The organism is Novosphingobium aureum, from assembly GCF_015865035.1.
GTDB lineage: Bacteria > Pseudomonadota > Alphaproteobacteria > Sphingomonadales > Sphingomonadaceae > Novosphingobium > Novosphingobium aureum.
The window spans coordinates 1,009,229-1,021,650 of record NZ_JADZGI010000001.1; the positions used below are offsets into that span (position 1 = coordinate 1,009,229).

Genomic DNA, 12,422 nt, shown 5'->3' on the forward strand with positions numbered 1-12,422 from the left:
GGTGCCCGTCACGGACCGCATCGAGGTTCAGCCGGGCGAGGCCCGTATCCCGGCCAGCGCCGCCGGGGAGGGGGAGGAGCGCTTTCTCACCCGCCCGCTCTCGGTGCTGCTCGACTTCGCGCGCTTCGGCGCGGCGCTGCTCGTGGTCGCGGGGCACTCGGTGCAGCTGCACCTCTATACCGGGCCCTTCCCCTTTTCCGGGCGGCTCCAGCATTACTGCGTGATTGTCTTCTTCGTGCTCTCGGGCCTCGTCATCTCGACCTCGGTGCTGGGCGGACGCTCGAGCCTTGCGCGCTATACGCTCGCGCGCGTCAGCCGGATCGTGCCGGTCGCGGTGCCCGCGCTCGTCTTCGCGGCGCTCGCGGCCTACGTGCTCGCCGGGCCGATGCACGTGCGCATCGACAACAGCCCCGACGACCCGCTGCTCTTTGCCGAGCGCATCCTGCCCCCGCTCGCCTTCGTCAGCGCCTGGCCGGGCATGCCCGCGCCGGTCTGGAACCCGCCTTACTGGTCGCTGTGCTACGAGGTCTGGTACTACGCGATCTTCGCGCTCGCGTGGTTCCTGAGAGGCTGGGCGCGCGCACTCGCGCTGATCGTCGCCTGCTTCACCGCGGGCGGTGCGATCCTCTTGCTGATGCCGGTCTGGCTGATCGGTGTCGCGCTCACGCACGTCCCGCCCGCACGCCGCCTGCCGCTCAGCGTCGCGCCGATCCTGCTCGCGGCGAGCATCTTTGGCGCCTTCGCGCTCTTCGAGGTCGACCGCGAGGTGCTCAACCCGCTGCTGCGCAAGGTCTGGTTCGCCGATCCCAAGTGGTCGGCATGGGCATTCTCGGACTTCGCCATGGGCCTCGTCATGGCCGCCGCCGCCATCGCGCTGCGCCCGCTCGCAGGCCTGTTCGAGCGTGCGATCATGGCGACGAAGCCGCTCGCCCATGGCCTCGCGGGCTTCTCCTTCACCTTGTACCTGTTCCACTGGCCGCTGATCCAGCTGATGCGCTCGTGGGGTCTCGAGGCCGGCGCGAGCGTGCCTGCCTTCGCGACGCTGCTGGTGCTGGTGGTCGCCCTGTGCGCGCTGATCTCGATCCTCACCGAGCGCCAGACGCTGCACTTGCGCCGCTGGATGGAGGCGCGCTTCCTCAAGCTGCGGGCGAAGTCGCCGGGCAGCGGGGCGGTTGCGGTCTGATCGAAAATCCGCCTTTGGCGAATTTTGCGGCACCGGCCCACGCCCCCACCCGACCTCCCGCAGGGTACTGTCGTTGGAAGGCCGGATGAGGGCGTGGGCCGGTGCCGCTGCGTAAAATGCAGCTTGGGCATCTTGCGAAGCATCTCTAGAGAGCTCGCGTGCTCACGCTCGACAAGATCATCTCCGACCGCGGCTCGAAATATGCGGTCAGCGGCGCGCCTTGCCGCGACGGCGAGGAGGCGCGCGCCCTGATCGCGCAGCTGTGCCGCGCCAAGCGCTTCGCCAAGGCCACACACAATTCCTGGGGCCTGCTGTGCGCCGAAGGTCCGATCAAGAACGACGATGGCGAGAGCGGGGCGGGAATGACGATCCTCAGGATGCTCGAGCGCGAGGGGCTGCACGAGCATCTCGTGGTCGTCACCCGCTGGTACGGCGGCAAGCACCTGGGCGGCGACCGCTTCCGCCACGTGCAGGAAGCGGTGCGCATCTATCTCGAGGCGCTCGGCAAGGCCGGGTAGGGTTGGAGAGCGGGGAGGGGCGGACTTTCGCGTCGTCGTTCTGAAACGAGCGCTGGCTGTCCGTCCGCCGTATCGGGCAATTCATGCTAACAGGATGAAAACCTAGCCGACGGCCCATGCCCCTTGCTGACATTCTGGTGAGCGCTGGCGCCAATCAGGAAATCACTTGCCTCTTGTCCTGATCTTTCGCCAGACGAGCACCGAAAGAACGTACAAGGTACCAAACAAAGCTAGAAATACGAAAAATAGCCCGACTTTCTCGTATATGCTTGTTTTATGCCCAATCGATACGATGCCGAAAACCGGTACGAATATCCAAAGGAAGTCCTTGATTATATCAATTATATTCGAGGCAGTTTGTTTCAAGGTAATATTTCCGTTTTTAAAGTATACGGCAGGGGCTGGTTGCAGCCTAAGATACGGAACCTCTTTGAGTTCTGTTGTCCGCCACTTTGGCGTCTATGGTCTGATTTGGCAATATACTCAGGGTCTTAGTGTAATCGATCAATAATTGAGGAGAAGATGAACTCAAGGTGCGCGCGCTCGAAGCCGCCGTTTGCTCATTCGTCCAATTGGTGCAACATGAGGCATGAAATCACCTCATCGCTCGTCGAATTGGACTATATTCTGCGTCTTGATCGCAATCGGTCTGGCAATTGCGTACTTTGTATTCGCAATGCTGGCGATGGGAGAGTGCTTGCCTCGCGACGGCAGTGTTGAAATGCAAACGTGCGATGCTGTTAAGCGCCGCGAGTTCTGGCTGTACCCCTGCCTCGTCGGCGCTTTGCTCATCGTGGCGACCTGGGCCCAGATACGAGGGGCTGTCTGGGGGCGCATGATCGGACTGATCTGCGGAGTTGCAGCGGCTATGTTGCTCGTACTGATAGAAGCGATTCTGGATTGATCTGGCATGGTTGTTCGCCAGTAATCCGCATCGGGTGCGACTGCTCGATGCCAACAAAAGGCGCAGGGCAGAACTTCTGCACACGCCCCATGGTATTCGCAAGATCCTGTCGTCATCCCAGCGAAAGCTGGGATCGCTAGGCGCTCTTGAGGCGAAGGCTGGCCTCGGGCCGTTGCAACACGGCGCCTGCCCTCAAGGGCAACGCGGACCTGCCAACGATCCCGGCTTTCGCTGGGATGACGGCATCATGAAACGCCCGCTTCCGACCCGTTTCAGCACCATCCCCCGCCCGTCAGAGCGCCGCGTTGTTGTAGCAGTGCCAGGTGAAGATCGCCGCCGCGCCGCGGTGGGGGCGCCAGGCTTGTGCGAGTTCGCGGGTCTGTTTCTCGCTCGGGCGCTGGGCAAGGCCGAGGATCTTGCCCACCCCGACCTGCACCGCGAGGTCGCCTGCGGGCCAGATGTCGGGGCGGCCCTCGGCGAAGAGCAGGTAGATCTCGGCCGACCAGCGCCCGATGCCCTTGATGCGCACCAGTTCGGCGATCGCGGCCTCGTCGTCGGCGGGCAGGTTGTCGAGGTCGAGGCTGCCGGCCACCACCAGTTCGCACAGCGAGCGGGCATAGCCCTGCTTCTGGCGCGAGAGGCCGCAGGCGCGCAGCGCGTCGAACTCGGCGGCGAGCAGTTCCTCGGGCGGGATCGTCTCTCCCAGCAGCGCCTCGAGCTTGGCCCAGACCGAAGCCGCGGCGGCGACCGAGACCTGCTGGCCGACGATGGTGCGCAGCAAGGTGGCATAGCCGGTGGCACGGATGCGCGGCTCGGGATAGCCGCAGGCATCGAGCGCGCGCTTCATCCCCGGTTCGATAGCGGCCAGGGTATCGATCCCATACCGCAGCTGTTCGCGTGCCAGACCCATGATTTCCGCTACCTTGCCAAAGCTCCGGCCAGCAATTAGCAGGCATGTTCAAGCGCGGGTAGTCCCGCTGCAAACGGGTTTGGACGAGGAAGGAAATTACCACAATGCCGCAGATCACTGTCGTCAACCAGTCGGGCGAGGAAACCAAGGTCGAGGCCGAGGAAGGCCGCACCCTGATGGAGACCATCCGCGACAACGGGTTCGACGAACTCCTCGCGCTGTGCGGCGGCTGCTGCTCGTGCGCGACCTGCCACGTCCACGTCGATCCTGCCTTCGCCGACAAGCTGCCCGCGATGAGCGAGGACGAGGACGACCTGCTCGACAGCTCGGACCACCGCGACGACAACTCGCGCCTCTCGTGCCAGATTCCGATCACCGCCGCGCTCGAGGGCATGAAGGTCACGATCGCGCAGGAAGACTGAGACGGACGCCCCTTGCGATATGTCCTTCGGGGCATTTCGCAAGGGCACCGGACTGCGCCCCTGTGCCGGGGGCGCTTCCTTTTTTGCGACAGGGCCGGTGACGTACGCGTTCACCCATGGTCCAGCTTTGCGTGTCTAAAGCGCAATTCCGTTGCGAGCCCGCGACACTCTGCCTAAGTCACGAGCATGACTGCACCGCAAGCAAAGACATCGACCCTCGACCTCATCGGCAATACCCCGCTCGTCCTGCTCAAGGGGCCGAGCGAGGCGGCTGGCTGCGAGATCTGGGGCAAGTGCGAATTCGCCAACCCCGGCGCCTCGGTCAAGGACCGCGCCGCCTTGTGGATCGTGCGCGACGCCGAGGCGCGCGGCGAGCTCAAGCCGGGCGGTACGGTGATCGAGGGTACGGCGGGCAACACCGGCATCGGCATCGCGCTGGTCGCCAATGCGCTGGGCTACAAGTCGGTCATCGTCATGCCCGACAATCAGTCCAAGGAAAAGATGGACACCCTGCGCGCGCTGGGGGCCGAGCTGGTCCTCGTGCCGCCGACCAAGTTCGCCGATCCCAATCACTTCGTGCACACCTCGCGCCGCATGGCCGAGGACACCCCGGGGGCGATCTGGGCCAACCAGTTCGACAATATCGCCAACCGCAAGGCCCACATCGAGAGCACCGCGCCCGAAATCTGGCAGCAGCTCGAAGGCCGCATCGACGGCTTCACCTGCGCGGCGGGTACCGGCGGCACGATCGCGGGCACTGGCATGGGGCTCAAGGCCTTCGACGAGGACATCGTCGTCGCGCTGACCGACCCGCACGGCGCGGCGCTCTACAATTACTTCGCGCATGGCGAGCTGCGCGCCGAGGGTTCCTCGGTCGCGGAGGGTATCGGGCAGGGCCGCATCACCGCCAATCTCGAGGGTGCGCCGATCGACACCCAGTTCCGCATCTCCGACGAGGAGGGGCTCGAATGGGTGCGCCGCCTGCTCGGGGAAGAAGGACTGTGCCTGGGCCTGTCCTCGGGAATCAACGTGGCAGGCGCGGTCGCGCTTGGCCGCGAACTGGTGGCGCAGGGGCGCAAGGACGCGCGCGTCGCCACGATCCTGTGCGACACCGGCTTTCGCTACTTGTCCACGATCTACAACCGCGAATGGCTCGAGGCCAAGGGGCTGCCGGTCTTCCCCTGGCTCGCGAGCTGAGGTAAACTTCGGAGCCGATGGCCAGCAAGCTTCCGACACCTGTGGTCGAACCCCTGACCGCGCCGCAGCACTACGCGCCGCCGACGCCGCGCGAGCTGCGTGCGCAGGCGATCCATCGCCTGCAGGTCGGGCTCTTCGGCCTCTTCGCGATGCTGCTGATCGTGGGCCTTGCCAACGTGATCATGGACCGTGCCCGCCTCGTCGACGATGAGGACCCGATCCGCGACGTGGTCGCCGCCGACGCGCCCGAGAAGAAGCAGGTCAGCGACCCGCTGGCCGACATTGGCGTGGTTCCGGCTGCCGATCCCTCGCCCAGTCCCACGCCCAGTCCGCGTGCGCTCGATGGGCAGACCGGCATCGATGGGCAGCGCGGCGATGGTGCGATGCGCGAAGGGCAGGTGCCCGCTGGCGGCGCGCGGCAGGGCCAGGTGCCGGGCCAGAGGCAGCAGGGGCAGGGCGTGCCCGACCCGCTCGCCCCCGATGCTCTGCCGCCGGGCGCGCGTCCTGCACCCCGACAGGCGCCGGGTAACTGACGCGCGGTCGTCGGCGCGATCGTGCTTCGCAGGTTTCCCAGAGCAGGCGCAGGCCTTTTCGCGCTGGGCACGGCTCTGGCCTGCTCGGCCTGCGGGCCGGGCCCGGTTCGCGAGGCCGCCTCGCGTGACGGCGATGCAGGCGCGCAGGGGCTCTCTCTCGAACGCATCTCGGTCCTGACCAGCCTGCCGATCTTCTGGAACGAGAGTAGCGATATCGCCGCGTCGCTTTCCGGCGATGCCCGGGCGCATTGGGCGCTCGCCGCACTGGACGGCGCGGCGGGCGAGGTGCTTGCGCTCGATACCCTGTCCGCGCTCGAGCCGGGCGATGTCGGGCGCGATGTCGGGGGCGGGGGCGACGTACTCGTGCTGGCCCAGCCGCGCGCGCTGTCTGCGTCCGAGAACCTTGCGCTCGATGGCTGGGTGCGTGCCGGAGGGGCGGTGCTGCTCTTCGCCGATCCGATGCTCGATGCCCACTCGATCTTCGCGCCCGGCGATCCGCGCCGCCCGCAGGACGTCGCGCTGCTCTCGCCGATCCTCGCGCGCTGGGGGCTGGAGCTGTTCTTCGACCCCGGGCAGGACCCGTCCGAGCGGCTGGTCGAACTGCCCGAGGGAGCGCTGCCGGTGCGACTGTCGGGGCATTTCGCACAGGTGGGGACAGGTGGGGACCCTCGTGCGGGCGAAGTGCGGGCCCTCAGGGAAAATGCGGGACGCTGCCGGATCGAGGCGCAAGGATTGCTTGCCCAGTGCAAGATCGGCAAGGGGCAGGTCCTGCTCGTCGCCGACGCCGCCCTGTTCGACGATCCCGTCTCCGACGGACCTGCACGCACGCGGCTGCTGCATGGCCTGATCGCGCGGATCGCTCCCGGGCACTGAGATCGGGGACGGGCGGGGACGTGACCCGCCCAATCCGGGGACGGTCGGGGACGCATCGCGATTTCGGGGCGTTGGTGCGCCCAGAATGTGCAGATTCGAGTCAGTCCGGTGGGTGCTGAGCGGCGGTGCCGGGGACGAGCGGGGACGCGTGGGTGCCATCCGCCGGTCTCGCCGGGGAATTGTGGGAACGGCGCATTTTTTGCTAGAATCTACGAGATTTCATAGGGTTGTCCGTTCCCGAGGCTGTTGCGAGAACGGTCACTCTGACAAGGTCCCTCACAGGCCCTTGTGCCGCCTGCTGAGGTGCTTGCGGCATTCCGTGCCGAATTTTCCCTCAAATCCCCACATTTCCCTTTAATCCCCGCAAATCCCGGGTTAGAAGAGTCGCCAATCGGAATGGCTGAGTCTCGCCGCGCCCATGCCGGGCGTGGAGCCGGATGTGCATGGATGCGTGTCCGCAGGCGGTGAAGCCATGCTCCGGGAGGTGCGGCCGAAGGGGCGAGAACGGGGCGGTATGGCGGGGCAGCCAACCATCTATAGCGGACAGGGCTTCTCGCTGATGCGCGACAAGAAGCGCTTCGTGCTGCCCAATGCACTGCGCTCGTCAGTCCGCGAATCGAGCGGCGACCACGCCGTGATCTGCCTCTCCAAGCACCCCGAGTGGAAGTGCCTGACCGGCTTCGGCCTCTCGCGCGTCAACGAGTTCGAGGCCCAGCTCGACACCGAGGAAGAACGCGCCGACCGCGCCGGACGCGCCTACAACCGCGACAAGCGCGCGATGCAGCTCTACTCGTTCCAGCAGGTCCCCTTCGACGGCTCGGGGCGTTTCGTCATGCCCGACGCGCTGTGCTCGCTCGCCAACATCGGCGACGAACTGTTCTTCCAGGGTTCGGGCCGCTTCATCACGATCTGGAACCCCGAGGAACTCTACAAGCTCGAGGACGAGGGCGGTCTCGAGGCGATCATCGCCAACTGCCGCTCGCTCGCCGACACCGAACGCGCCAAGGCGAAGAAGAAATGACCGGACCCAGCGAAACCGGGCCCGACGGCTACACCGCACCCCACGTTCCCGTGCTCCTCGAGGAGGTGGTCGCTGCCCTGAACCCCCAGGGCGGCGACCTCATCGTGGACGCGACGCTGGGCGCGGGTGGCTATACCCGCCGGCTGCTCGATGCCGGTGCGACGGTGCACGCCTTCGATCGCGACCCCGACGCGATCGCGGCGATCCGCGCGCACCCCGAGCGCTGGCCCGAACTGGCAAGCGAGCCGCCGCGTCTCGTGCTGCACCCGCGCCGCTTCTCCGAACTCGCGCAGAGCCTGCGCGAGGCCGGGGTCGAGGCGGTCGATGGCGTCGTCATGGACATCGGTGTCTCCTCCATGCAGCTCGACCAGGCCGAGCGCGGCTTCTCGTTTGCCGGTGACGGACCGCTCGACATGCGCATGAGCCAGGAGGGCTATTCCGCCGCCGACTTCGTCAACGAGGCGGACGAGGGCGAGATTGCCGACGTGCTCTACCTCTACGGCGAGGAGCGCCAGTCGCGCCGTGTCGCGCGCGCCATCGTCGCGGCGCGCCCGCTGACCACGACCGGCGAGCTTGCCCGCGTGATCCGCAAGGCGCTCGGCCACCGTCCCGGTGCGCCCAAGGACCCGGCGACGCGCAGCTTCCAGGCGATCCGCATCCACGTCAACGGCGAGCTCGACGAGCTCGAGGCCGGGCTCGCGGGCGCCGAGGCGATGCTGCGCGAGGGCGGGCGGCTGGCGGTGGTGACGTTCCACTCGCTCGAGGACCGCATCGTCAAGCGCTACCTGCGCGATGCCAGCGGCGCGGGCCAGTCGACCTCGCGCCACCTGCCGCTGCTCGATGCCGGGCCGCGTCCCAGCTTTGCCGGGGTGGGCAAGGCGATCCGCCCGGGCGAGGCCGAACTCGCCGTCAATCCCCGCGCGCGCTCCTCCACCCTGCGCGCCGCCACCCGCACCGATGCCCCGCCCCGCGCCCCCCGCGATACGAAGACCGGAAGGAAGTCCCGATGAACCTCACCCGAGACCGCGTGCGCTCGCTCGGCTGGATCTGCGTGATGGTGGTGGGTATCGCCGTGTTCGTGGCGCTGACCCTGCGCGTCAACGCGGTGAAGAGCGAGGTCCACTCGGCCGACCGCTCGATCGCCAGCCTCGAGCGCCAGATCAACTTCCTCGAGACCGAGTTCCAGACCCGCTCCAACCAGCAGGCCTTGAAGCAGCTCAACGCGCTCGAGTTCGGCTACAAGGCGCCGGGCGCCGCGCAGTACATCGAGGGTGAGCGCCAGCTCGCTGCGCTCGGCGCTGCGCCGGGCCCCGATGCGCCCGCGCCGATCCGCTACGCCAGCGTCGAGACCGACCTGCCCAGCGACGGTGCGCGCGAGGAGGGCGGTTCGCTGCTGGCGATGGTCAACCCGGTCAGCGGCGCGACGGCGGCTGCGGTCAGCGCCGAGGAACGCGCCGAGGAAAAGCGCCGCCAGCGCGAGCGCGCCGCCCAGACCGAGGAAGGCAAGCGCCTCGCATCCGAGGCGGATGACCTCGGCAAGCGGCTGGCGAGCATCGATCTTGCCGAGGCTGCCCAGCAGTGAACGCGATCACGGCGATCCCCACGACGGTGACCGTCGGTACCCGGCGGCTCGTCAACGTACGCCAGCGCTCGTTGCTGGTCGCCAAGCTGCGCACCTTGTGGGTGCTCGCGGTGTTCATGCTCGTCGGTGTTCTCGCCGTTCTGCGTATCCTTTGGCTCGGCGTGACCGGGCCTTCGCCGCGTGATGCGAGCCTCGATGCCTGGCTGACGCCCAGCCGCGGCGAGATCGTCGATCGCAACGGCGTGCCGCTCGCGCGCGAATTCCGCGTCTATTCGCTCTGGTTCAATCCCAAGGCGATGACCGAGGGCTCGGCACTGGTCCATACCCCGGACGAAGTGGCCGACGGCCTTACCCGCATCTTCCCCGATCTCGACCGCGACGAGGTCGTTGCCCGCCTTGCTTCGGGCAAGGCCGGCTACATCCGCAAGTCGCTGCTGCCCGAAGAGGCGAACAAGGTCCACGCGCTGGGCGAGCCGGCGCTCGAGTTCCCGCTCGAGAACACGCGCTTCTACCCGCAAGGCTCGATGGCCGCGCACGTGCTGGGCTACGTCGACAGCTACGGCAAGGGCAAGGTCGGCATGGAGCAGGCCTTCGACAAGCAGCTCACCAGCCCCGAGGGTCGCTCGACCCCCTCGGTGCTCTCGATCGACTTCCGCGTCCAGAGCGCGCTCGAGGACGAGCTGGCCGAGGGCATGGCGCTGTCTCAGGCCAAGGGCGCTGCGGGCGTAGTGCTCGACGTGCATACCGGCGAAGTCCTCGCGCTGGCCTCGCTGCCGACCTTCGATCCCAACCACGTCAAGCCCAACGACATGGTGGTGAGCGAGGCTGCGGCGAAGCAGGGCGAGGTGCCGCGCGGTTTCAACCGCGTGACCAACCAGGTCTACGAACTGGGCTCGACCTTCAAGCCCATCGCGGTCGCCGCCGCGATCGACGCCGGCACGATCACCGATCTCGGACGCCGCTGGTCGGCCAAGCCGTTGCATGTCGGACGCTTCACCATCCGCGACAGCCACCAGATGGGCGACAGCCTCAACGTGCCCGAGACGCTGATCCATTCGTCCAACGTGGTCACCGCGCAGATCGCCGACGAACTGGGCGGTGAGCGGCTCAAGCAGACGATGGAATCGCTGGCCATGAACCAGCGCCCGCAGATCGAGCTGCCCGCGCGCGGTTTCCCGATCTGGCCGAGCGGCAAGTGGCCGCGCCTGCGCACGATGACCGTTTCCTACGGCCACGGCATCGCGGTTACCCCGCTGCATCTGGCGACCGCCTATGCCGCGCTGGTCAATGGCGGCATCTGGCGCCCGGCGACGCTGCACAAGCTCGACGCGGCGCAGGTCCCCGAAGGGCGCCGCGTGTTCAAGGCCGCGACTTCGGCGCGCATCCGCCAGCTGCTGCGCATGATCGTGCGCTACGGTACGGGCCGCAAGGCCGACGCACCGGGCTTTCGCATCGGCGGCAAGACCGGTTCTGCGGAAAAGCCGGGGAACGGGGGCTATCGCCACCACTCGCTGATCTCGACTTTTGCCGCTGCATTCCCCATGGATGAACCGCGCTATGTCGTCATCGCGATGATGGACGAGCCGCAGGGCACCGCGGCGACCTCGTACCAGCGTACCGCCGCCTGGAACGCGGCGCCGGTGGTCCAGCGCGTGGTGCCGCGCATCGGCCCCCTGCTCGGGATCATGCCCGACGAGACCCGCGACATCGACATCTCGGACCTCAAGCCGCTGATACCCAACGAAGTGAACGAGACCGAAGAATGAAGCTTTCCGCCCTCTGCGCCGCCGCCGGTATCGCCTTCGAGGGCGCCGACACCGAGGGTGCCGGGGTAGAGGTTACCGGCTTTGCCATCGACCATCGCAAGGTCGCGCCAGGCACCGTCTTCGGCGCCTTTCGCGGTGCGCGTTTCAACGGCGAGGACTTCATCGGCGCCGCGCTCCAGGCAGGCGCTGCGGCGGTGGTCTGCGCCGAGGACGCTGCAGGGATCGAGGCTTTCGGCGATGCGACGCTGCTGACCGGCCCCGAGCCGCGCCGTCTCTTCGCGCAGCTGGCGGGCGCCTTCTTCCAGCCGGTCCCGGCGACGCTGGTCGCGGTCACCGGCACCAACGGCAAGACCTCCACCGTCGAGTTGACCCGCCAGCTGTGGCGCATGGCGGGCGAGCGCGCGGCCTCGATTGGCACGCTGGGCATCACCACCAGTGACGAGACCGTCTCGACCGGGCTGACCACGCCCGACGTGGTCACCTTCCTCGCCAACCTCACCGGTCTCGCGCGCGAGGGGGTGAGCCACGTCGCCTACGAGGCATCGAGCCACGGCCTCTCGCAGTTCCGCAGCGAGGGGCCGCGCGTCGCGGCAGGCGCCTTCACCAACCTCAGCCGCGACCACCTCGACTATCACGAGACGATGGAGGCCTATTTCGACGCGAAGATGCGTCTGTTCGACGAAGTGGTGGTTGACGAAGGCACCGCGGTCGTCTGGGCGGACGACCCGTGGTCGGACAAGGCAATCGCGCGAGCACAGGCGCGCGGGCTCAGGCTCTTCACCGTGGGGACGAAGGGGGAGGCGCTGCGCCTCGAGCGCCGCACGCCGGGCACGCTCGGGCAGCAGCTCGAGGTCGAGTACGAAGGTCGCATGCACAAGGTCGAACTGCCGCTGATCGGCGCCTATCAGGCGGCCAATGCGCTCGTCGCCGCGGGGCTGGTGCTCGCGACCGGCGGCGATGCTGCGCGCGTGTTCGACGCGATGAAGCGCCTCGTCACCGTGCGCGGGCGGCTCGAGCGCGCGGCGATCACCGGGGCTGGCGCGCCGGTCTACGTCGACTATGCCCATACCCCCGATGCGCTCGAGGCCGCGATTGCGGCGCTGCGCCCGCACGTGGCGCAGGCCGGGCGGCTGATCGTGGTGTTCGGCGCGGGCGGCGACCGCGACACCGGCAAGCGCGCGCAGATGGGCCGCGTCGCTGCCGAGGGGGCGGAAGTGGTCATCGTTACCGACGACAACCCGCGCGGAGAGGAGCCCGGCGCGATCCGCGCCATGGTCCTCGAGGGCTGCGCCGGGGCAAATGCGCAAGTGCGCGAGATCGGCGACAGGCGCACGGCAATCGGCGCTGCGCTGCAAGAGGCAAGAGGCGGGGACATCGTCCTCGTTGCGGGCAAGGGGCATGAACAGGGGCAGATCATCGGCAGCGGGGAGGGGACCGTGGTTCTGCCCTTCGACGATGTGACCGTGTCCCGGGAAATGACCGGGGCGAATAACCAGGAACACTGACGCGATAG

13 protein-coding genes are annotated in these 12,422 nt (G+C 67.6%); 12 read left to right on the top strand and 1 reads right to left on the bottom strand.

From position 1 onward, the window contains the following. Position 1: 1 nt before the first annotated feature. The 3 genes from I5E68_RS04775 to I5E68_RS04785 all read left to right on the top strand — a co-directional run bounded on the left by I5E68_RS04775 (position 2) and on the right by I5E68_RS04785 (position 2,605). Entirely contained in the window at positions 2-1,183 is a 1,182-nt protein-coding gene (locus I5E68_RS04775) for an acyltransferase family protein (protein ID WP_323982088.1), read from the top strand. Between the two features lie 158 nt (positions 1,184-1,341). Further along, complete coding sequence (locus tag I5E68_RS04780) at positions 1,342-1,701, top strand: YigZ family protein (RefSeq protein WP_197161283.1); 360 nt, start codon at positions 1,342-1,344, stop codon at positions 1,699-1,701. Between the two features lie 589 nt (positions 1,702-2,290). Then, on the top strand, positions 2,291-2,605 hold the full coding sequence (locus I5E68_RS04785) for a hypothetical protein (RefSeq protein WP_197161286.1): 315 nt from the start codon (positions 2,291-2,293) through the stop codon (positions 2,603-2,605). A gap of 292 nt (positions 2,606-2,897) precedes the next feature. Here I5E68_RS04785 and I5E68_RS04790 read toward each other — a convergent pair whose 3' ends face one another. Beyond that, positions 2,898-3,515, bottom strand: coding sequence for a DNA-3-methyladenine glycosylase family protein (locus I5E68_RS04790; protein WP_197161290.1), 618 nt, complete (start codon positions 3,513-3,515; stop codon positions 2,898-2,900). 104 nt (positions 3,516-3,619) lie between these two features. Between I5E68_RS04790 and I5E68_RS04795 the strand changes: the two genes are divergently transcribed. From I5E68_RS04795 to I5E68_RS04835, 9 genes are all read left to right on the top strand, one after another. After that, positions 3,620-3,937, top strand: coding sequence for a 2Fe-2S iron-sulfur cluster-binding protein (locus I5E68_RS04795; RefSeq protein WP_197161293.1), 318 nt, complete (start codon positions 3,620-3,622; stop codon positions 3,935-3,937). A 186-nt stretch (positions 3,938-4,123) separates the two neighbouring features. Then, entirely contained in the window at positions 4,124-5,134 is a 1,011-nt protein-coding gene (locus I5E68_RS04800; protein WP_197161295.1) for a cysteine synthase A, read from the top strand. Between the two features lie 17 nt (positions 5,135-5,151). Continuing rightward, on the top strand, positions 5,152-5,667 hold the full coding sequence (locus I5E68_RS20095; RefSeq protein WP_228726829.1) for a hypothetical protein: 516 nt from the start codon (positions 5,152-5,154) through the stop codon (positions 5,665-5,667). A 21-nt stretch (positions 5,668-5,688) separates the two neighbouring features. Next, positions 5,689-6,540 carry a motility-associated ABC transporter substrate-binding family protein gene (locus I5E68_RS04810; RefSeq protein ID WP_197161297.1) on the top strand — a complete coding sequence of 284 codons (852 nt, stop codon included), beginning with the start codon at positions 5,689-5,691 and terminating at the stop codon, positions 6,538-6,540. Positions 6,541-7,054: 514 nt separating this feature from the next. Beyond that, on the top strand, positions 7,055-7,561 hold the full coding sequence (locus I5E68_RS04815) for a division/cell wall cluster transcriptional repressor MraZ (protein ID WP_197161299.1): 507 nt from the start codon (positions 7,055-7,057) through the stop codon (positions 7,559-7,561). After that, positions 7,558-8,571 carry a 16S rRNA (cytosine(1402)-N(4))-methyltransferase RsmH gene (rsmH, locus tag I5E68_RS04820; RefSeq protein WP_197161301.1) on the top strand — a complete coding sequence of 338 codons (1,014 nt, stop codon included), beginning with the start codon at positions 7,558-7,560 and terminating at the stop codon, positions 8,569-8,571. Before I5E68_RS04815 ends, rsmH begins: the two co-directional genes overlap by 4 nt. Then, positions 8,568-9,143, top strand: a complete 576-nt coding sequence (locus tag I5E68_RS04825) for a hypothetical protein (RefSeq protein ID WP_197161303.1) — start codon at positions 8,568-8,570, stop codon at positions 9,141-9,143. Before rsmH ends, I5E68_RS04825 begins: the two co-directional genes overlap by 4 nt. Continuing rightward, positions 9,140-10,909 carry a peptidoglycan D,D-transpeptidase FtsI family protein gene (locus tag I5E68_RS04830; protein WP_197161305.1) on the top strand — a complete coding sequence of 590 codons (1,770 nt, stop codon included), beginning with the start codon at positions 9,140-9,142 and terminating at the stop codon, positions 10,907-10,909. The genes I5E68_RS04825 and I5E68_RS04830 overlap by 4 nt, the downstream gene beginning before the upstream one ends. After that, positions 10,906-12,414 carry a UDP-N-acetylmuramoyl-L-alanyl-D-glutamate--2,6-diaminopimelate ligase gene (locus I5E68_RS04835; protein ID WP_197161308.1) on the top strand — a complete coding sequence of 503 codons (1,509 nt, stop codon included), beginning with the start codon at positions 10,906-10,908 and terminating at the stop codon, positions 12,412-12,414. Before I5E68_RS04830 ends, I5E68_RS04835 begins: the two co-directional genes overlap by 4 nt. The last annotated feature ends 8 nt before the right edge of the window (positions 12,415-12,422 follow it).

Excerpts from the sequence above, each read along its gene's own strand:
- I5E68_RS04785 (WP_197161286.1), top strand. The coding sequence starts at position 2,291 with ATGAAATCACCTCATCGCTCGTCGAATTGGACTATATTCTGCGTCTTG.
- I5E68_RS04790 (WP_197161290.1), bottom strand. The coding sequence starts at position 3,515 with ATGGGTCTGGCACGCGAACAGCTGCGGTATGGGATCGATACCCTGGCC.
- I5E68_RS04795 (WP_197161293.1), top strand. The coding sequence starts at position 3,620 with ATGCCGCAGATCACTGTCGTCAACCAGTCGGGCGAGGAAACCAAGGTC.
- I5E68_RS04800 (WP_197161295.1), top strand. The coding sequence starts at position 4,124 with ATGACTGCACCGCAAGCAAAGACATCGACCCTCGACCTCATCGGCAAT.
- I5E68_RS20095 (WP_228726829.1), top strand. The coding sequence starts at position 5,152 with ATGGCCAGCAAGCTTCCGACACCTGTGGTCGAACCCCTGACCGCGCCG.
- I5E68_RS04815 (WP_197161299.1), top strand. The coding sequence starts at position 7,055 with ATGGCGGGGCAGCCAACCATCTATAGCGGACAGGGCTTCTCGCTGATG.
- rsmH (WP_197161301.1), top strand. The coding sequence starts at position 7,558 with ATGACCGGACCCAGCGAAACCGGGCCCGACGGCTACACCGCACCCCAC.
- I5E68_RS04825 (WP_197161303.1), top strand. The coding sequence starts at position 8,568 with ATGAACCTCACCCGAGACCGCGTGCGCTCGCTCGGCTGGATCTGCGTG.
- I5E68_RS04835 (WP_197161308.1), top strand. The coding sequence starts at position 10,906 with ATGAAGCTTTCCGCCCTCTGCGCCGCCGCCGGTATCGCCTTCGAGGGC.